Raw genomic sequence first — 19,855 nt, 5'->3', positions numbered from 1 at the left:
CTGTCTCACCGGAACGACGGGAATGTCGGACTTAAACCCGTCGAAGCGTCGACAGACGGGTCATGTAGCGGGTGGCTCCGCCGTCTGGCCAGCGTCACAGACGTGGACTTGCTCCGAGGGAATCGTGAGCCACACGGGGTCGCCGTCAACGAGCGAGCGGTCGGAGAACACCTCTACTTGCACGTCGTCGACGGCGACGGTCACGCGGTTGGTGGCGTCCTCGCGGACGATACGCTCGACAGTGCCCCGCACGTCTCCGTCGTCGCCGAGTCGAACCGCTTCGGGGCGGATGGCGACGGTGCCGGACATATCGAGTGCGTCCCGAAGCGACGGGGCGTCGCTCAGGCCGATACAGTTCGCCCCGGTGAAACGGGCTACCATCCGTGACGACGGGCGCTCGAATATCTCCTCAGGGGTCCCTACCTGAACGACCTGCCCCCCGTTCATCACCACGATTCGATCCGCGATTGCGCGCGCCGTCGTCCGGTTGTGAGTGACGTAGACGGCCGTCACGTCGGCCAAGACGTCCGCCAGATCGTCGCGGAGGGCCTGTCGCGTCGGTACGTCGAGGGCCGCCAGCGGTTCGTCGAGCAGCATGACCTCAGGGCGGATCGCCAGCGCACGGGCGAGCGCGACTCGTTGTTGCTCGCCGCCGGAGAGCGTCGGCGGGTAGCGGTCGGCCAGGTCACTAACACCGAGTTCCGCGAGCAGGTCGTCCGGGTCGCGGGTGTCGTCGTGATAACGACTCCCGAAGTCGACGTTCTCGCGGACGGTCATATGCGGGAAGAGCGCGTAGTCCTGAAAGACGAAGCCGAAGTTACGCTGTTCGGGCGGTGTGTCGCTCACCCGCCGACCGTCGAGTGTGACGGGACCATCGTGGGAGTGAAAGCCCGCGACGGTTTCGAGCAGGAGCGTCTTGCCGCTCCCGCTCGGGCCGAGGATGACGAGACTCTCGCCCCGTTCCACCTCGAACTCGGCGTCGACGTGGAATGAATCCGTCCCGTCGGCGGTGAACGTCGCCGACACGTCGGCGTGGAGGCTCATACGATCCCACCCGTCGTCGAACTGCCGCTGGTGAGATATCGGATGAGGAGGAAGATGAGAGCGGACACCGAAAGCAGGATGAACGCGACGGCACCGCTCTCCGCGAGTCCTCCCTGCAGGTACGTGCCGTAGACGAACACGGGGGCGTGCTGGGCAGTCACCTCGCCGCCTGCCGGCGGATAGAAGAAAGAGACGGAGTAGGCGACGACGGCGACGGCGCCGAACTCAGAGACTGCGCGAGCCCAGGCGAGGACACCGCCGGTGACGATCCCCCGAACCGCGAGCGGAGCAGTCACCCGGCGGAACGTGTCCCACCGACTCGCACCGTGGATGCGCGAGGCGTATTCGAGGCGGTCGTTGATGGACTCGAACGCCTCGCGCGTGGCGTTGACGGCGTAGGGAGCGCTCACGAACGTCATCGCCAGCACCATCCCGATCATGCTCCCGAGGACGGAGACGTTCGGAAACGCGCCGCCGGCCCCGAAACCGAAGAGGATGATGATGCCCGCGACGCTGTGCGGGACAACCAGTGGTAGGTCAACGAGACTCTCGACCAGCTGCTGGCCGGCGAAGCCTTCGGCGAACAGATGTGCAAGGGGGACGCCGAAGAGCAAACTGACGACGGCCGCCAGGAGTGGACCATAGATGCCGAGATAGAGCATCCGATGGACATCGGGGTTGAGCGCTTTCTTGACGATGATCGAGGGCTGCTGGCGGGCGACGAACAGGAACAGGGGGAGTCCGAGCGCAACCATCAGCACGCTTCCCATCGTCGCCACGCCGACGGTGAAGCGGTCGCCGTCGAAGACGTACGCCGTGACCGCCGTACTCCCGATCATGAAGAAGGCGTACCAGGTCGGGCGCCCGATGGCGTACGTCGCCGCGAACGCGAGCACCTGGACGGCGATGAACGTCGCCGCTAGCGACGCTCGTCCGAAGCCGTCCAGGGAGAACCGTGTTTCAGTACTCGTAGCCATTGGTATCGTTATTCCCTCTTAGAAACATAGGTGTATCGGAGCAACAGCCCCCGTTACAGTTCGAGCGGGCCGAGACTGCTCTTTGCGGTGGCGACTTCCATCACGTTGTCCGGCACGGCGTCCTGTCCGCTCTGGGGGACGACGATGGGGTCGACCGGGACGAGACCCTTCTGTTCGAGGAACTGACGACCTGCATCGGAGCCGAAGTACTCGGCCCATCGGGCGCCGTTCTCGGGGTTCTCGGCGACGCTCGGCACGGTCATCCCGTAGGCGATGGGCGCGCCGGTGAACGTGCCGCTGCTGGTTTCGACTTCCGCCTTCGCGTAATGTTCGGCGTACTTGCTGGTCGCCATCGAGAGGTCGACTTGTGACGGCAGGTCGATGAAGGGCATATCCGACGTGCTGGAGATGGACTGGTAGTAGAAGGCGTAGTCCAGCGCACCGGACTCCAGTTGCCCTTTGAGTTTCGTCTCGGTGCCCGTCGGCACCGTCGAGTTCTCGCGGATCTTCTCGTAGGTGGCCTGGTCGTAGAGGGCGCTTCCTTCGAAGCTCTCCTTCCCCAACTGCTGGGTCATCACGGCCCGGTATCCACCAGGGTCGACCGCCGGGTCAGAGTGGCCGATAGTCACGTCGTCGCGCGACAGGATCTCCCACCAGTTGTCCTTCGAGATCTCGTCCGCGCCCGGCGAGTCCTCGCGATACTGAATCGACATCGAGTTGGTCGTGAAGATGGTGTACCAGTCGCCGTAGTCGGGGACTACGCGGTCACGAATAAGCCGGAAGTCGGAGACACCGAGCACGTCGGCCGACCGGCCCTGCTGGGTGATTTTCTGTGTCGACGCGACGGAGCCCTTCGGCTCGCGGTTCACGTCGATGCCCGTCTCCTCCTCGAACGGGGGTTCGGCCGCGCTGAACGGCGGGGCGAGACTCCCGGCGTGGAAGATGGTCATCGACCCACCTGCCGACCCGCCAGAACCCCCGTCGCTACTGCCACCGGCACCGGAGCAGCCAGCGAGTCCAGCCATGCCGGCCGCGCCGGCCGCACCGATTCCTTTCAGCACGTCTCGTCGTGACCGGCTCCGACCGACGTCCTGCCAGTGCTCGTACTGCGCGCGTTGTTTCATGGTGAGCATAACGGCGTTATTATTTTTAGGACATAATGGTTTGGGTCTCGGCCGACGTCACGACAACGCCTTTTGTCCCGCCCATCCAACGCCACCCATGGAGTTTTCGACCGAGTTCGACGCCCGTATCGGCCACGGCGACGTGACCCTCACCGAACGGGACGTGGAACTGCTCCGGGCGATCGACGACCACGGATCGATCAACGCCGCCGCGACGGCGCTCGGTCGGTCCTACTCACGGGCCCAGCAGCGCATCGTCGAACTGGAGGCGGCGTTCGGTGAACTGGTCACGCGCACCCGCGGCGGGTCCGGCGGTGGCGGCAGTCAGTTGGCCGATCGAGCGCGCACCCTCCTCTCGCAGTACGACCGGTTGCGCGCGGAGTTCACCGGCGTCGCCGAAACGGCCGAAACCGTCCTGTCGGGGCGGGTCGTCGACCGCGACGGGGAACTCGCGACCGTCGAGACGGCCGCCAGCACCGTGCGAGCGCTGGTGCCCGAAGGCGGTGAATCGGTGCGGCTCACGCTCCGGGCGGACGCGGTGACGCTCCAGTCACCCACGGAGTCGCCCAGTGCGGACCGAACCAGCGCCCGCAACAGACTCGAAGGGACGGTCAGCGACATCGACGCTGGCGAGTCGGTCGCACTCGTCACCGTCGACATCGGCGGTGGTGTGTCGCTGTCGGCTCTCGTCACCGACGCCAGCGTCGAGAAACTGGACCTCCGGCCCGGCACGGCCGTCGTCGCGTCGTTCAAGGCAACGGCCACGCGGGGTGTGCCGGCGGCACGGTAGGCCCACGCCGTCGGAACCCGACTCCTCCGCCGGTTCCGACAGGTGTATCGCCCGCGGCGTCGAATCCGAACCCGTGTCAGCCGACCTGTTTACGCCACTCGAACTCCGTGGCACCGAGATTCCCAACCGCGTGATGGTCTCCCCGATGTGCCAGTACTCCTGTGAGGACACGGACGGCCTTCCGACCGACTGGCATCACACCCACCTCGCCAGCCGTGCCGTCGGCGGTGCGGGCCTCGTCATGACCGAGGCGACGGCCGTCGAGGCCCGGGGACGCATCACGCCCCACGACCTCGGCATCTGGAGCGACGCCCACGCCGACGCGCTCGACGGGATTACGCAGTCCATCCGCGACCAGGGGAGCGTCCCCGGCATCCAGCTCGCCCACGCCGGGCGGAAGGCCTCCAAGACCCGGCCCTGGGAGGGAAGCGAGCCCATTCCGGCCGACGCCGAGGACGGCTGGGAGACAATCGCGCCCAGCGCCGACCCCTGGCCCTACCAGGACGGCGAGACGGCGACGCGCGCAATGACCCAGGACGACATCGACGACGTGATCGACGCCTTCGTCGCTGCGGCCGAACGCGCCCGCGACGCCGGCTTCCAAGTCGCCGAACTCCACGCCGCCCACGGCTACCTCCTCCACGAGTTCCTCTCGCCCGTGACCAACGGGCGATCCGACGACTACGGCGGCGACTTCGAGGGCCGGACCCGCCTGCTTCGCGACGTCGCCACCGCCGTCCGGGACGTGTGGCCCGAGGACGACCCCCTGTTCGTGCGCATCTCGGCGACCGACTGGCTCCCCGACCGCGAGTCGTGGACCGTCGACGACTCCGTCCGCCTGGCCGACCGTCTCGCTCCCCTCGGCGTCGATCTGATCGACGTGAGCGCCGGCGGGATCCACCCCGATCAACAGATCCCCTCGACCGGCCCGGGGTATCAGGAGCGCTACGCGCGACGGGTGCGACAGGAGTCGGCGGAGTCCATCGCCGTCGGCACCGTCGGCGGCATCACCACCGCCGAACAGGCCGATGCGCTCGTCCGTAACGGCCGCGGCGACCTCGCCATCGTCGGCCGCGAGCATCTCCGTGACCCCTACTTCGCGCTCCACGCCGCCCGGAAACTCGACCGGATGGACGCGGAGGGCATCGAGGTGCCCGTCCAGTACGACCGCGCGTTCTAACCGATCGGCAGTCAGCGACGATGCTTGCCGGACCGATTCGACGAGCATCGACCTTTTGCTGCGCTCGGAGCCTTCGGCTCCCCGCTGGCAAACGCTCGATCAAAAGCCTGCGTCGGCCCCTTCGGGGCCTCCTTGGCCCGCTCGCTCACTCCGTTCGCTCGCGGTCGATAGTTTCCCTATATGGCACGACAGATCCGGGCGATTCAGACGCTCCTGATAGGGAAATCCGATTGCTGAAGAATCCGGACGGACAGTGGACGGCTCGTGATCTCCGTGTCGGGGTGACGGCACAGGGCGAGAGTCGCACTGCTGCACTCGAAAATCTCGACGCTGTCGTCGAGGCGGTGGAGAGCGACGGTGGTCACTCCCCAACCGACGACGAGATTCGTGACCTCGGTGTCGATCCCGAGAGCGCGCGGTCGCAAGTCGACGAGCTCCCCGACGTGCTGCAGTAACGATGGTGGCGCGGGACTTCTCGGGTGAAGACGTATACAAAGTGCTGGTGAACATCGGTGGCTTTCAGCACGTCCGGACCACGGGTGACCATCTGATTCTGCGATGGGACCCACCAGCGTCCCACGAGGGCACCGCTACCCGAACGGTGACCGCTGTAGTCGCCGCAACAGGGCAGCAAATATCCGCTGCTACTGGTCTCAATGAGCCGACGTTCTCTCCAATTACAGATCCGGCGACGGCGCGGCGAACTCGCCCGAACCGTCGAATTCCAGCTCCTCCGGTTCGGTCACGACGCGGAGGTCGTCGCGCTCCCGTGCGTCCTCGATCAGCGGCGCCGACGCGTAACACCGTTCGAGGCGCATCGTGTCCGTCACCCGCAGGACGCGCGCCTCGTCGCCGGCGACGGGGCCGATGGTGCCGAGCGCGCCGAGCAGTCCCGCGCGGTCGTTCTCGACCACTGGCGGCAGGCGAACGCCACGGACGGTGCTCGCCGTGATGGCGTTGATGACCGCTTTCGGCCAGTCCAGGTTCGCCTTCACGTCCTGGTGGACGAAATCCGCCTGCCCCATCCCCATCGCGTTGCCCTTCGTCTTCTCGGTCAGGCCGCGGAGATAGATGCGTTTCACCTCCGGCGACTCGGGTTCGGGTTCGTTGATCGTGAAGTGGCGCCGCCCCGTGACGTTCGTGTCCATCCCCTGGCCGCTGATGTCCTTGCCGATCTGATCGACGACGAGGACGTCCAGGTCGTCGAAGGGGAGTTTCGGCATGCGGTCGTGGGCCATCTCCAGCAGTTCGCGCTCGCGCTTCAGAAAGCCCGAGGCGGGTACGCCTTCGATGAGCGTGGTGTCGTCGTGTTCGTCCTCGACGATGGCGACGCCGCCGGCGACCGGGAGCCGTTCGAGTAGCAACTCGGCGATTTCGGGCAGCATGTTCCGCAGGCTCCAGTCGACGGCCCAGTCGTGGGCCATCTTCGCGCCGCGCTGTTTCCCCATGCCGATGACGAGCATCTTCGAGAGGCCGCTCTCCACCTCGCCGCTGAAGTCGGTGTGAGGTTTGATGCGGTTCACCATCACGATGGCGTCGGCGGCGACGGCGTTGGCGTCGGCGAAGACCGGCACCCCGCGGTCGGGCGTCTCGCCCACCGTCTCGACCTCCATCGTCGCCCGAATCTCACAGCCGACGCTCTCCTCCGTGACGCCGAGCGTGTTGAGTTTGTCGCGCTGTCCCTCGGCAGTCGCCCCGCCGTGGCTCCCCATCGCGGGGAACACGAAGGGATCGTAGCCCTGTTCGCGGACGCCCGAGACGACCCCCCGAACGATGGCCGCGAGGTTGGCGATGCCGCGACTACCGGCGCCGATGGCTACCTCGCCGCCTTTGGGCGTGTCGGAGAAATCGAGGTCGTACGTCGCCGAGACGGCGCGCGATTCGACCTCCTCGACGGGAATCGGATCGGTCTCCCAGCGCTGTTCGACGACGCCCATGCGGGGAACGGCGCCATCGCCGACGGTGTTCCTGATGGTTGCTTCGGGGACGACGAGTGAGTCGTTCATACCGAGGAACTGGTGCGAACGGAAAAGAAACCCGCGGCTTGCGGGTGTTCGAAATCCGCCACGAAAGAGAGAGACCGCCCGTTACGCCGCCAGTTCGTCCGCGAACTGGTCGTCGTACTCGCCGGCGTCGATCCGCTCTTTGAAGTCGCGGGGGTCGTTCCCCTCGATGGTGACACCGAGCGTGACGCAGGTGCCGACGACTTCCTTCGCGGCGTTCTTGAGGTCGTACGCGAGCAGATCCGACTGCTTCTGCTCCGCGATCTTCTTCACCTGGTCGACGGTGAGGTCGGCGACGAAGTTCTCCTGGGGTTCGCCGCTGCCCGTCTCGAAGCCGGCCTCGTCCTTGATGAGTTCGGCCGTCGGCGGGACACCGACCTCGATGCTGAACGAGCCGTCGTCATCGTAGTCGACGGTGACGGGGACTTCCATGCCGTCGAACGCAGCGGTCTCCTCGTTGATCTCCTGTACGACGGCCTGCACGTCCACCGGCGTCGGCCCCAGTTCGGGTCCGAGCGGCGGTCCGGGCGTGGCCTCGCCACCGGGGACGAGCACTTCGATAGTTCCAGCCATACCTCATCACACCCGGGGGCGACTTTTAACGGTTTTCTTTCGGTTCACGGTGTGGCTCGCAACCACAGACGTGATCAGAGGTCGACCGCGAACCGGTCGACGCTCCCCGCTCGGTCGGCCATCCGCGCCAGCAACGTCGCGAGGGCTGCGAGATCCTTCTCGTCGATGACCTCGACCGGCGTATGCATATAGCGGTTCGGCAACCCGACGTTCAGCGACGGGATCCCTCCGCTCGACGTGTAGAACGCGTCGGCGTCGGTGCCCGTCCGGCTCCCTGCGGCCTGTAACTGCACGTCGATGTCGGCGTCGTTAGCCACCGACCGCGCCAGGTCGACCAGCACTGGGTGGTTGGCGCTTCCCCGCGACACCACCGGTCCGTCGCCGAGCTCGACCGGGCCGCGCTTCTCGTCGGGAACCCCGGGCGAGTCCGTCGCGTGGGTTACGTCAACCGCGACGACGGCGTCGGGCGCGAGGTCGAATCCCACCATCCGCGCGCCCTGCAGGCCGACCTCCTCCTGAATCGTGCTGACGGCGTACACCGTCGCGTCGACGTCGTTCTCGGCCGCGCGGCGCAACCCCTCGGCGGCCGCCCAGACGCCGATGCGGTTGTCCATCCCGCGGGCCGACACCCGCGTTCCGTGGAGGTCCTCGACCGTCGTCGAGAACGTCACGGGGTCGCCGACCGACACCAGCGACTCGGCCTCCTCGCGGTCGGTCGCGCCCACGTCGACGTACTGCTCGCCGATGTCGGCGTACTCCTCGTCGCCCGTGTCGCGCAGGTGGATTGCCGTCTGTCCGATGACGCCGGACACCGGCTCGGCGGCGTGGATGGTGACGTGTTGGCCCTGCGAGACGGTGCGGTCCGCGCCGCCGATGGACCCGATGCGGACGTAGCCGTCGTCGTCGATGCGGCGGACGATGAAGCCGACCTCGTCGGCGTGGCCCGTCAGCGCGAGTTCGGTCGACCCACCCTCGTGGACCGCGACGGCGTTGCCGTAGTCGTCGGTCCAGACGTCGTCGGCGAACGCCTCGACGTAGTCCAGCCACACGCGTTGCCCGCGGATCTCGAAGCCCGACGGACTCGGCGTCTCCAGCAGTCGGTCCAGAAAGTCCCGGCGTTCCGGTTGCAGTGACATGGCTGTCGGTAGGGTGGGGTGCGCAAAAGGGGTTGTCGTCCACCGGCTTGTACAGCGATCCCCTTAATCGCCGTGCCGCGTCACACACGTCGACAGCCCCGTGAGTTCGACCGGTTCGGAGTTGTCCGGCGAGTAGACCACCATCTGCCCCTGTTTCATGTAGGGCACCTTATCTTCGAGCGCCGGCGGGATGTTCACGCTTCCGATGGCGTCCTCGTCGCCCAGGTTGAGCACGAGCTTCGTGTTCACCTGCTTGAACACCGAATCCGCGATGTCCTGCGGGTCCTGCGTGATGAGAAAGAGGCCGAGGCGTTCCTTCCGGCCCTGCTTGGCCGCCTCGGTGAACTTGCCGATGACCTTGCGGGCCTGGACGCTCTCGGCGTCCGTCAGGAAGTTGTGGGCCTCGTCCATGCCGACAATCAGCGGCGTCTCCTTGATGCGGTCGTGGGACGGGTCGTTCGACAGTTTCTCGTCGACGAGCAGGCTGGCGACGGCGAGGACGACCAGTTCCGTCGCCCGCGAGTCGTTGACGTGGTAGGTCGGCACGACGGTCAACCCGCCGGGCCGGACGAGTTCGTGCACGAGGTCGGTGACGGAGCGGGCGTCCTGATCGAAGACGCGGTTGAACGCGCTCCCCAGCGCCCGCCGGCGCACGGCGTCGAACGTCGCCTCGTGGACCCGCCCCGACTCGTCGAGTTCCTCGCGGAGCGCCGGGTCGTCGAGATACGTCGTGAACGCATCGTAGGTGGCGTCGGGGCCGTAGTCGTCGAAGAAGCGACCGAGCAGGTAGTCGAGCGCCTGATACTGGTTGTCGTTGAGGCGGGCGCCCGCGACCAGCCACGGCCGGCGGCGGACCATCCGGAAGGGAATGGTGAAGGGCACCTGTTCGGCGCGGTGGCCGCCACCGCCGTAGGACGCGCCGTCGACTTCGGGCACGAGGGCGACGGTGTCGTCGTGGCCGCCGTAGGCGATGCCCTCGCGCTCGAGGCGGCGCCGGTCGTCGTCGGTGAGGTCGGGGTTGTCGTCGTGCATCTGGGCGTACTCGTCCTGGGGGTCGAACTGGACCACTGCCGTTTGTACCTCGCGCCCGTCGTCCATCGCGTACGACGAGTCCAGATACTGCCGGAGGACGTTCTTCGAGGCGTGGGTCTTCCCCGACCCGGTGCCGCCGGCGACGAGGGTGTGCCGGAAGACGAGGGGGTCGCCGTCGGCGTAGTCGTCCTTCAGGCGGTAGTCGATGGTCGGCGGCGTCGCCGCGGTGCGTACCGTCTCGCCGCCGACGGAGAGGTGGCCGAGGAAGACGCCGTCGGCGGGGATGGCCAGTCCCGTCTTGATCTCCGCGGCGTCGGTCGCCTCGCCGACGACGGCCCCGGGTTTCGGCACGCGGTCGGTCATCCGCCGCTGTAACTCGTCACCGTCTTCGAACAGGACGGCCACGGGGTCGAGCGTCGCCACGAACTTGTAGTCGCGCTCGGTGAAGTCGTCGCGACGCATCGCCCGGCGGGCGTGAATCTCCGTCGCGTCGTCGGCCTCGAACTCCTGGGCGTACTCCAGCGCGGTGATGCGACAGAAGAGGGCTTCGTCGTCGGGGTAGGGCACGAGAACGTACTTGCCCAGGCGCACGGACTCGCGGTTGTCGCTCGTGACGAAGGCCTTGAGCGCCGTGTCGTCGCCGTCCTCCGCGACGCGGAGGCCCTGGGAGACGGAAATCGAACCGAGACCGTGGTCGCTCCCCGCCGGGGCGACCTCCAGGTCGTCGAAGTCGTCACCGTCGTCTCCCTCCCCCGCCGCGTCGTCGGGGTCGACCGCCGTAAAATCGCCGAGGTCGGACATGTCCACTACCACGGGGATGGGGGCCAAACCCCTTTCGGCGCCTACCCGAGGAGGTATTTGAGCCAGGGGTGGTTCCGCACGACGCTCGTGTCTTCGAGCACCGCGTCGACACCGAGGATGCGCCCGGCCCCGAACGCGCCGAGGCCGAACAGGAGGATGACGTAGACGAGATGGTCGTCGACGACCCAGCCGTGGGCGATGGGGAGGCCGGCGAGCAGGCCACCCTGTAGCGACGCCAGCCAGTAGAACAGCATCATCACGGCGCCCCAGAACGCGCTCCAGCGGAGGAACGCGCCGAGGATGATCGCCAGGCCCGTCAGCGTCAGCCCCCACATGTTCAGCATGTCGATGAGGGGGTTGCCCGCCATGCTCGCGAACAGCGTCGTGAACGGGTTGCCCTCGGGGAGGTTGGTGAGATAGCCCGCCGCAGTCCAGTTGTTCGACGGATCGGCGTCCAGATACGTGACGACTTTCGTGATGCCGCCCTGGAACAGTGTCCATCCCATCACGAGGCGGAGCAAGAACAGCGAGTAACCGACCCAGTGCTCGGCGTATTCGAACTCGATGTCGCGTCCGAGGATCGTTGATTCGAGCGTATTTCTAGCCATACTCGACCAACACTATCAGATTCAATAAAATCGCGGGCTATTCTCGGGAGTTGAGAACCGTTCTCTGCCCGTGAGAATCCGTCATGTGGATTACTACGAGTCATTTCCACACCGATCGCCCGCAGTCTGGCAGTCGGTGTGGTAAACAGTGACAGCAATCCGTATCAGTCGTCCGCGGGCGCGGACTCGCCGCCGACAGCAGGGCGGGTCACGTCGCGATCGGTCTGTTCGCCCTCGATATCGTAGGGGTATTCGCCGGTCACACAGCCGAGACAGAGATCACCGCGCGAGCGGTCGAGGGTGGCGGCGATGGCGTCGATGGAGAGATAGGAGAGGCTGTCGGCACCGATGTGCTCGCGGATGTCGTCGACGCTCTGATCGGCGGCGATGAGTTCGTCACGGCTCGCCATGTCGATACCCATGTAACAGGGCGCGACGATGGGCGGCGCGCCGATGCGGACGTGGACCTCCTCGGCGCCCGCCTCGCGGATGAGGTCGACCAACTGCGTCGATGTCGTCCCACGCACGATGCTGTCGTCGATGATAGTGACCGTCTTGCCCTCGACGGTGCTCCGGATCGGGTTGAGTTTGAGTCGCACTGCGCGTTCGCGTTCGTCCTGCGTCGGCATGATGAACGTCCGGCCGACGTACCGGTTTTTCATCAGGCCCTCCGCGAACTCCACGTCGGCGCCGTCGTCGTTCGCGGCCTCGGCGTAGCCCGAGGCGAAGGAGCGGCCGGAGTCTGGGACGGGCATTACCACGTCCGTCTCGATGCCGCTCTCCGCCCAGAGTTCGCGCCCGAGGTTTCGGCGCACCTCGTAGACGAGGCCGTCGTCGATGACGGAGTCGGGGCGCGCGAAGTAGACGTGTTCGAAAAAGCAGTGGGCGGTGTCGTCGCGTTCGACCAGTTGATAGGATTCGAAGCCGCTGCCGTCGTCTTCGAGGACGACGAGTTCGCCCGGCCGCACGTCGCGAACCAGTTCGCCGTCGAGGACGTCGATTGCCGCCGACTCCGAGGCGATGACGTAGCCGTCGTCGAGTTCCCCGATACAGAGCGGGCGGTTGCCCTCCGGATCCCGAACGCCGAGGACGGTTTCGTCGTGCATGATGGTCAGCGCGTACGACCCGTGGATGCGTCCCATCGTCCGCTTGACCGCCCGGACCAGATCCTCCTCCAGCAGGTTGCGCGCGAGGTCGTGGGCGATGACCTCGGTGTCGCCGTTGGAGGTGAAGGCGTGACCGAGCCCCTCGAGTTCGGACCGGATCTCTCCGGCGTTGACGAGATTGCCGTTGTGCGCCAGGCCGAGCGACCCCGACTTGAAGGAGACGGAAAAGGGCTGGGCGCAACACGCGTTGACGCCTCCCGAGGTGGGGTAGCGGACGTGCCCGATGCCCGTCGGCCCGTTCAACTGTGAGAGGTCGTCGGCGTCGAACACGTCGCCGACGAGGCCCATCTCGACGCGACTGTGCTGTTGGAAGCCGTCGTGTGTCACGATGCCGGCCGACTCCTGTCCCCGATGCTGTAACGCATACAGCGAGTAATAGAGGGGACGCGCGGCGTCGCGCTCCGTGAGGGAAACGCCCACGACGCCACACTTCTCGGTCATCCCGTCCGGGGAAGGGTTGTCCCGCCCGTGTGCCATAGCAGTTGATAGTGTGGCGCGGGGTAAAAAGCCACGCTATTACGGCGTGGCTGCGCGTCGACGAGTCGGGATAAACTGGCGTGTTAGCACCTGTCGCGCGAGAGAAGTCGTAGGGACCGAAAGCGGCGACTCGGTTGGTGACGCGTTATTCGTCGGCCTTGCTCTGCCACTCGTAGTCGCGGCGTTTGGCCGACTTGCCGAAGCCACACGACGAGCAGACCTTCTTTCGCGAATGGTAGGATTTCTCGCCGCAGCGTCGGCACTTGACGTGCGTCGTCTTGTTCTTCTTGCCCTGAGACGGCGTGCCTGCTCCCGTCATGTTCGTATCGTCACGACGTTGTCGCCGCGTATAATCGTTGTGTTGTCTATCTGCTCGACGTCCAGTTCACCGAGGACGTCCTCGTCGGCCTCGTCGGCCGGTTCGAGCACGACGTTCATGTGCTGGTCGTAGCCTCCGAGGGCACCGTAAAACGCGCGGCCGTCCTTGAGGTGTACGGTCACTTCTTCGTCTAGCGAGGCCTCCAGCACGTCGAGGGGTCGTCCGCCCATGGTACCAAACGCCGGCGGTCGGAACAATAAACGTACCGAAGGGCGCGTTTGCGCCGACACCGGCGCGACCGTCCCTATAAGTGTCGCTCCGCCCTACGACGGGCATGGGCTACTCCGTCACCTACCACTGTCCACGGTGTGAGACCATCGTCGAACTCGAACGGGAGGGGTATCTCGCCGACCGGTCGGTGACCCCCTACCCGCTGGAGGGCTGGACGTACGTCGACGCCGACGGCGAGGGGGATGTCGAAGACGCCGACGGCGTGCGCTTCATCTGTGGCGAGGCCGGAACGCTCCGCGACGACGACGCGTCGGGGTGTGGCGAGCCGTTCTATCTGAGTTACGTCCGATTCGAGAACGGCGAGGAAGTCGAGCCGACGCCCGAAAGCGAATACGTCCGCCTCTCGCGCTAACCCTTGATGTTACAGACCGGGTAGGTGCGCGCCACGCGGTCGCCGATGCCGAGAGCGTCCGAGACGCGCACCACCTCGTCGACGTCCTTGTAGACGCCCGGGGCCTCCTCCGCGACGGTCGCGCCACTCTGGGCCTTGACGTACACGTGCTCCTGCTCGCGGAGTTCCTCCTGAACCGTCTCGCCCCAGAACTCCTGTTTCGCTTGCGTTCGACTCATCAGGCGCCCGGCGCCGTGAGCCGTCGACCCGAACGTGAGATTCATCGACTCCTCGCCGCCGCGGAGGACGTAGCTCCCGGCGCCCATGCTCCCGGGGATGATGATCGGTTGTCCCACGTCGCGGTAGGCCGCGGGCACCTCGGGGTGGCCGGCGGGGAACGCCCGCGTCGCCCCCTTGCGGTGGACGAAGAGTTCGCGGTCCTCGCCGTCGGCGGCTTCGCCGCCTCCTACCGGTCGCCCCTGCGGGTCGACCCCGACGGTGTGGGTCTCCTTTTTCGCGATGTTGTGGGCCACGTCGTACAGCAGGTCCATCTCCATCGACTCCCACGAGCGGTCGAACACGCGCTCGAACACCTGTCGAGTGCGGTGCATGACGAGTTGGCGGTTCACCCACGCGAAGTTGATGCAGGCACACATCGCGCCGTAATACTCCTCGGCGAGTTCGGAGCCGGCGGGCGCGGCCGCGAGTTCTTTGTCGGGCAGCGTCGCCAACAGATCGCCATGGCGCTTCTCGATGCGACGGAGGTAGTCGGTGCAGGTCTGGTGACCCAGGCCGCGGCTCCCGCAGTGGATGAGGACGACGATCTGGTCGGGTTCGAGGCCGTACGCGTCGGCCACGTCGTCGCGGTAGATGTCCGTCACGCGCTGGACTTCGAGGAAGTGGTTGCCGCTGCCCAGGCTCCCGAGCTGATTCTTGCCCCGGTCTTTCGCCTTCTTCGACACCGCGCTGGGATCGGCGTCGGGGCGCCGCCCCTCGTCCTCGCAGTGTTCGAGGTCCGCGGGGACGGCCCACCCCTCCTCGACCGCCCAGTCGACGCCGCGGTCGAGGACCGCCTCCACGGTGTCCATGTCGCCCTGGACGACGCCGCCGCCGCCGAGGCCCGTGGGGACGTTCGCGAACAGGGCCTCGACGAGCTCCTCCTCGCGGCCCTGGATGTCGGCGTAGGTGAGGTTTGTTTTCATCATCCTGACGCCACAGTTCGAGACAACGAACCCGTTCGCGAGGAACGTATGCGCGTCATGGGTGACGCCGATGTCGTACACGGGCTTGGTCCCTGCGTCGCGAATCGCTTCGAGCTTGGTCGCCACCGCACCGTCGGGCCGCACGTCAGTTTCGGCGCGGAACTCGTCGAAGCCGGGGAAATCGCCCCCCGGTCGTGGCCGGCTATCTCGACCGCTCCAGACGCTCCGTTCGACGAACCGGTCGTTGATGCCGAATCGCTCCGCGATTTCGGAGACGTCAGTTCCTCCATCGGCGAGTGCCTTCGCCTCGGCAGCGATAGCTTCTCGCCGTGAAATCTCTCGTTCCTTCGCTCGGAGATACTGAATGGCCACCATCGCCTGCCGCTGCTTTTCGGGGTGGTAGCGGTAGCCGACACGGCTGAAGAACCGAATCAAGTTCTCGGAGCCGTTTTTGATCCCCAGTCTGAGGCGAACGGTCGGTTCCGAACTGTTCGAGTCGGTCTCGAACGCCTCGATCTCGTTGGTCTCGATACCGATTCCATCGAGGAACGCCGCCATATCCTCGAAGAACGCACGCCCCGCCGCTTCCGTGTCGACGGTCCGAGTCTGGGACACTTTCGGACAGTACAGGGTCTTGTCGTGCTGGGCGGCCGGCGCGTTCATCTCGGCGCCGAAGTACGCCGAGTAGAAGAGCGCCCGTTGCCAGTCCGTGAGTTGGCCGAGATACTCCGGGGTTGAGAACCCAGACGACACCTTCGGCCCTTCCGGAACGCCCAATTCGACGAACACGCGCCGAAGGGCCCTCGAGGTCGTCTTGAAACTGTACGCCGTGCGGTCGAACGTGTTGCCATCGATGTCGTGAGACCGGTCGCGTTCGTAGATTTTCGACGGCGTGAACCCGATGGCTCGAACGTCGTCTCGAATCTCCTCTAGTTCCTCGGGGTCGCCGTAGAACCACGTCTGACCCTCACCGCCGTAGGACCCATCTCCGAGGAGGAATCCGATGATTTTGAGCAGGCGATTGAACTCGTCGTCGGTCGACCGCAACGGGAGCAGCCCGCGGTCTTTCAGTACCCGGCGTATCTGCGGGTTCTCGTCGGCGAAATCCGCCTCGGAAAGGACGGTGAACGCCTCGGGATCCTCATGCTCCAGCCCCCCGAACGGATGAGTATACACCGTATCGCTCGGCGAGAGGTCCTCGACGCGAACCATCCCGTCCGGCGTCTCGAACTGATGATCACCAGTCGCTTCGATCTGACGTCCGGTCGCCGTTTCGAGTTCGTACACTGGTTTCTCGCCGGATTCGGTGAACAGTCGAATATCCGACGAGAGCACCTCCTCGCCCGTCGCGACGGCCGCCTCCTCGTTCTCGAACCGATCTCGGAGCGTTTCGAGCGGTAGCCGCCGCCCGAACGAGAGCCTGACATCGGTATCCCCCGGCAAGCAGTTGATGTCATAGCCGACCGCTCCCGGCGAAATACAGCCGTGATCGGCGTCCGTCGCCCCGACGCCGCCGACGGGGAAGCCGTACCCCTGGTGACCGTCGGGCATACAGATGGCCTGTCCGGTCATCCCCGGCAGGTGGGTCGCGTTCTTCAACTGCTGGAGCGTCTTGTCGTCGCCGATCTGTTCGAGCAACGCCTCGCTCGCCAGGACGCGGGCGGGGACGCGCATGTCGCCCTCCCGCGGGATCTCCCAGACGAACTCCCGAACTCGTTCGAGGCGGACGCCGTCGAACTCGCGTGTGGTCATGGATGGGGCGACGTGGCCGACGCGGGAATACGTTACTCTCTCGGTGGCGGGCGGGTCGCGGTCAGACATCCAACACCACGTACGCCTCCCACCCGTCGTCGACGCGTTCGATACGCATCTCGGAGTAGGTCACCGCCTTGACATCGCGCGCGTCGACATCCTCGAACGGGACGCCACGGGCGCTCCCCTCGACGACCCACTCGTCGTCCGTCTCCCGAACGCGCGCCTCGTTGTCGACCGGGAGGACGCCCCGCACGTCGCGTTCGTAGATGAGTTGATCGAGATAATCGAAGAGTAAGGCCTCCAGTCCCTCGGCGCGGACGGTGAGCGTGAACCGCTCGCCAGTGTCCGGAATGTCGTCGCAGGTGGCGGCCGCGAGGCCGTCGGCGGCCGCGGCGAAGGTGTCGCCGAGGGTGTCGCCGGTCGCTTCGACGGCCACGTCGGCGGTGTGGGGGCGGAGTTCGTAGGGCATCGTCGGAGCGAGGGCGGGCGGCGTCAAAACGGTTTCTCGGTGGCGGCGCCCGCGCAGTAGCGTCGACTGCACCCGGTGACATCGGTGTCAGCGCGAATTCAAGACCTCCCGCCCCGTATATCCAGTAATGGCAGACATCACTCCCACACCAGGCATTCACCACGTCACGTGCATCGCGGGCGACCCCCAGCGAAATCTCGACTTCTGGGTCGAGACGCTCGGCCTACGACTCGTCAAGCGCTCGATCAACCAGGACGACACCAGCACCTACCACTTCTTCTTCGCGGACGCGGAGGGGACGCCGGGAACGAGCATGACCTTCTTCCCGTGGTCGGGGATGTCCCGCGGCAAGGTCGGCTCCGGGCAGGTGTCCCGGACGGCGTTTCGCGTCCCCGAGGGGAGCCTCGACTACTGGGAGGAGCGCTTCGACCGACACGGCGTCGACTACGACGACCGCCTCGAGCGGTTCGGCGAGCCGGTCCTGCCCTTCCGCGACCCGGACGGTCTCCCGGTCGAACTGGTCGAAGTCGAAATCCCCGAGACCGACCCCACCACCCCGTGGACGGCGTTCGTCCCCGCGGAACACGCCATCCGCGGGTTCCATTCGGTGACGCTCTGGCTGGCCGATCCCACGCCCACGCAGGACTTGCTTCGGACGATGGGTCTCGACAAGGTCGGCACCGAACAGGCCGCCGGCGATTTCCCGGGCGACGAGCGGACCCGCTTCGCCGCGGACGGACCGGTCGGGACGTACGTCGACATCCTCCCGACCATCGAGAGCGGTCGGCAAGGGCACGGGACGGTTCACCACGTCGCCTTCCAGACGCCGACCGACGCGGACCAGGAGGCGATGCGCGACGCCGTCCGGTCGGCGGGGCTGAATCCGACGCCACAGATCGACCGCCACTGGTTCCGATCCGTGTACGTCCGCGAGTTCAACGGCGTCCTGTTCGAACTCGCCACCAGCGGTCCGGGCTACACCAGCGACGAACCGCTCGCCGACCTCGGCGGCCGACTCGTGTTACCAGGGGAGTTCGAGAGCCGACGCGAGCGGATCGAAGCCGGACTGCCGGACGTGACGGTTCCACAGGCGGAGACGCCCGACGCCGACTGAGCGGTTCGCCCGCGAGAACAAGAATTATTTGCCGGGACACGCCGGAATATGAGCGGCACCCGTGTCGTGTCAACGTATGGCAACGAACGCGGACGTCCTCCAGCGGGCGGACGCCGAGGACGTGGAGCTGGTTCGCATCGTCTTCGTCAACAACAGCGGCGTGCCGCGGGGGCGGGTCGTCGACGCGGCGTCGCTACCGGGCGTCCTGGAGGAGGGGGCGAACGTCACGCACGCGATGCAGTCGTTCAACGCCCTCGACCGACTGGCGCCGGACGGGCGGTACGGTCCCGCCGGCGAGGTGCGCGTGGTGCCCGACCCGGAGACGTTCACCGTCCTGCCGTACGACGACCGGGCCGCCCTCCTGCTCGCGGAACTCCACGACCTGAACGGCGATCCGTGGGCCGCCGGACCGCGCGCGCAACTCCGGCAGTATCTGGAGGACCTGGCGGCCGCGGGCTACGCGCCCGAACTGGCCTACGAGAGCGAGTTCTACTACACCCGAACGGACGACGACGGCGAGGCAGTCCCGCTGGACGACAGCACCTGTTTCTCGACCGACGGCATGCGAAGCGCCCACGACGTCGTGCTCGACACCGTCGACGCGCTCAAGGCCCAGGGGATGGGGCTGGCGGCCTACTACCCCGAGTACGGCCCCGGCCAACAGGAACTCGTCGTCGACCACGACACCGGCGTCGCCGCCGCCGACAACCACGTCCGGTTCGCCGAGACGGTTCGCGCGGTGGCTGCCGACCACGGCCTCGACGCCACCTTCCGGCCGAAACCCTTCCCCGAACTGCCGGGGTCGGGGTGTCATATCCACCTCTCGCTGTGGGAGGGGAGCGAGAACGTCTTCCACGACGCCGCCGCCGACGGACCGTATCCGCTCTCCGAGGAGGGGCGGTTTTTCGTCGGCGGCCTCCTCGAACACGCGCCGGCGCTGGTCGCGGTGACGGCGCCGACCGTCGAGTCCTACGACCGTCTCGCGCCGGGGATGTGGTCGTCGGCCTACACCTGCTGGGGCGAAGACAACCGCGAAGCGGCCGTGCGCGTGCCGTCCGTCGACCGAAGCGCACCCGAAGCGACGACGCGCGTCGAGTTCAAACCCGCGGACAACACGGCCAACCCCTACCTCGCACAGTTGGCGTTGCTCGCGGCGGGAATGGACGGCATCGAGCGCCGTCTCGACCCCGGCGACCCGTTGAACCGCGACCCCGGAACGCTCGACGAGTCGGCACTGGCGGAGCGGGGTATCGAACGGCTGCCAGCGACGCTCGACGAGGCGCTGGACGCCCTCGAATCCGACGACACCATCGTCTCGGCGATGGGCGACGACCTGCTGGGTGCCTATCTCGAAGTCAAGCGGAGCGAGTGGGAACAGTCGACCGACGAGGAAGGCGAGTGGTCGTCGGACTATCTCGATCGGGCCTTCTGAGCGACGGAACGCCTCCCGAGCGCGGCGACGA

General features: G+C 66.5%; 19 protein-coding genes. 6 read left to right on the top strand and 13 right to left on the bottom strand.

Translation table 11 applies throughout. The annotated features are described in order from the left end of the window. Positions 1-60: 60 nt before the first annotated feature. Genes MXB53_RS07695 through MXB53_RS07685 form a run of 3 tightly spaced genes read right to left on the bottom strand, consistent with a single transcriptional unit; the run spans position 61 to position 3,145 of the window. Positions 61-1,044, bottom strand: a complete 984-nt coding sequence (locus MXB53_RS07695; protein ID WP_248896798.1) for an ABC transporter ATP-binding protein — start codon at positions 1,042-1,044, stop codon at positions 61-63. Continuing rightward, positions 1,041-2,021: an ABC transporter permease gene (locus tag MXB53_RS07690; protein ID WP_248896797.1), complete on the bottom strand. Its 981-nt coding sequence runs from the start codon at positions 2,019-2,021 to the stop codon at positions 1,041-1,043. Before MXB53_RS07690 ends, MXB53_RS07695 begins: the two co-directional genes overlap by 4 nt. A 53-nt stretch (positions 2,022-2,074) precedes the next feature. After that, a complete protein-coding gene (locus MXB53_RS07685) occupies positions 2,075-3,145 on the bottom strand; it encodes an extracellular solute-binding protein (RefSeq protein ID WP_248896796.1) in 1,071 nt (356 codons plus the stop codon). Positions 3,146-3,242: 97 nt separating this feature from the next. Here MXB53_RS07685 and MXB53_RS07680 point away from each other — a divergent pair, with 97 nt between their 5' ends. The 3 genes from MXB53_RS07680 (at position 3,243) to MXB53_RS07670 (ending at position 5,570) form a co-directional block, all read left to right on the top strand. Beyond that, positions 3,243-3,935 (top strand): TOBE domain-containing protein, encoded by a 693-nt coding sequence (locus MXB53_RS07680; protein WP_248896795.1) that lies wholly within the window; start codon positions 3,243-3,245, stop codon positions 3,933-3,935. 73 nt (positions 3,936-4,008) lie between these two features. Beyond that, entirely contained in the window at positions 4,009-5,115 is a 1,107-nt protein-coding gene (locus MXB53_RS07675; protein WP_248896794.1) for an NADH:flavin oxidoreductase/NADH oxidase, read from the top strand. 167 nt (positions 5,116-5,282) lie between these two features. Next, positions 5,283-5,570, top strand: coding sequence for a type II toxin-antitoxin system HicB family antitoxin (locus MXB53_RS07670; protein ID WP_425601217.1), 288 nt, complete (start codon positions 5,283-5,285; stop codon positions 5,568-5,570). A 222-nt stretch (positions 5,571-5,792) separates the two neighbouring features. On the opposite strand, the gene MXB53_RS07665 is transcribed toward MXB53_RS07670, so the two are convergent. The 8 genes from MXB53_RS07665 to MXB53_RS07630 form a co-directional block, all read right to left on the bottom strand. Continuing rightward, positions 5,793-7,121, bottom strand: a complete 1,329-nt coding sequence (locus MXB53_RS07665) for a nickel pincer cofactor-dependent isomerase, group 22 (RefSeq protein ID WP_248896792.1) — start codon at positions 7,119-7,121, stop codon at positions 5,793-5,795. 81 nt (positions 7,122-7,202) lie between these two features. Continuing rightward, the gene (locus tag MXB53_RS07660; protein ID WP_248896791.1) at positions 7,203-7,691 is read right to left on the bottom strand and encodes a 50S ribosomal protein L11; all 489 of its coding nucleotides are present in this window, start codon (positions 7,689-7,691) and stop codon (positions 7,203-7,205) included. Between the two features lie 74 nt (positions 7,692-7,765). Further along, on the bottom strand, positions 7,766-8,827 hold the full coding sequence (locus MXB53_RS07655) for a M20/M25/M40 family metallo-hydrolase (RefSeq protein WP_425601197.1): 1,062 nt from the start codon (positions 8,825-8,827) through the stop codon (positions 7,766-7,768). Positions 8,828-8,890: 63 nt separating this feature from the next. Continuing rightward, positions 8,891-10,660, bottom strand: a complete 1,770-nt coding sequence (locus MXB53_RS07650; RefSeq protein WP_248896790.1) for an ATP-binding protein — start codon at positions 10,658-10,660, stop codon at positions 8,891-8,893. Between the two features lie 41 nt (positions 10,661-10,701). After that, positions 10,702-11,268: a DoxX family protein gene (locus tag MXB53_RS07645; protein ID WP_248896789.1), complete on the bottom strand. Its 567-nt coding sequence runs from the start codon at positions 11,266-11,268 to the stop codon at positions 10,702-10,704. A 164-nt stretch (positions 11,269-11,432) separates the two neighbouring features. Continuing rightward, entirely contained in the window at positions 11,433-12,875 is a 1,443-nt protein-coding gene (gene purF, locus MXB53_RS07640) for an amidophosphoribosyltransferase (RefSeq protein WP_345779720.1), read from the bottom strand. 181 nt (positions 12,876-13,056) lie between these two features. Further along, on the bottom strand, positions 13,057-13,230 hold the full coding sequence (locus tag MXB53_RS07635) for a 50S ribosomal protein L37e (protein WP_248896787.1): 174 nt from the start codon (positions 13,228-13,230) through the stop codon (positions 13,057-13,059). Beyond that, positions 13,227-13,460, bottom strand: a complete 234-nt coding sequence (locus MXB53_RS07630) for an LSM domain-containing protein (protein ID WP_248896786.1) — start codon at positions 13,458-13,460, stop codon at positions 13,227-13,229. The genes MXB53_RS07635 and MXB53_RS07630 overlap by 4 nt, the downstream gene beginning before the upstream one ends. Positions 13,461-13,564: 104 nt before the next feature. Between MXB53_RS07630 and MXB53_RS07625 the strand changes: the two genes are divergently transcribed. Further along, positions 13,565-13,873 (top strand): DUF7969 family protein, encoded by a 309-nt coding sequence (locus MXB53_RS07625; RefSeq protein WP_248898087.1) that lies wholly within the window; start codon positions 13,565-13,567, stop codon positions 13,871-13,873. Here MXB53_RS07625 and MXB53_RS07620 read toward each other — a convergent pair. Then, positions 13,870-16,806: an RtcB family protein gene (locus MXB53_RS07620; RefSeq protein WP_248896785.1), complete on the bottom strand. Its 2,937-nt coding sequence runs from the start codon at positions 16,804-16,806 to the stop codon at positions 13,870-13,872. The two genes, MXB53_RS07625 and MXB53_RS07620, sit on opposite strands and share 4 nt — an antisense overlap. Before the next feature lie 61 nt (positions 16,807-16,867). Further along, positions 16,868-17,278, bottom strand: coding sequence for an archease (locus tag MXB53_RS07615; protein WP_248896784.1), 411 nt, complete (start codon positions 17,276-17,278; stop codon positions 16,868-16,870). A 127-nt stretch (positions 17,279-17,405) separates the two neighbouring features. Here MXB53_RS07615 and MXB53_RS07610 point away from each other — a divergent pair, with 127 nt between their 5' ends. Both MXB53_RS07610 and glnA2 read left to right on the top strand, forming a co-directional pair. Next, positions 17,406-18,392: a ring-cleaving dioxygenase gene (locus MXB53_RS07610; protein WP_248896783.1), complete on the top strand. Its 987-nt coding sequence runs from the start codon at positions 17,406-17,408 to the stop codon at positions 18,390-18,392. Positions 18,393-18,468: 76 nt separating this feature from the next. Then, complete coding sequence (gene glnA2 / locus MXB53_RS07605; protein ID WP_248896782.1) at positions 18,469-19,824, top strand: gamma-glutamylputrescine synthetase; 1,356 nt, start codon at positions 18,469-18,471, stop codon at positions 19,822-19,824. Positions 19,825-19,855 lie beyond the last annotated feature (31 nt).

The organism is Haloplanus sp. XH21, assembly GCF_023276355.1.
In the GTDB taxonomy this organism is placed as follows: Archaea; Halobacteriota; Halobacteria; order Halobacteriales; family Haloferacaceae; genus Haloplanus; species Haloplanus halobius.
The sequence above is the reverse complement of the archived record's forward strand: the minus strand, read 5'-3'. Positions and strand labels throughout refer to the sequence as shown.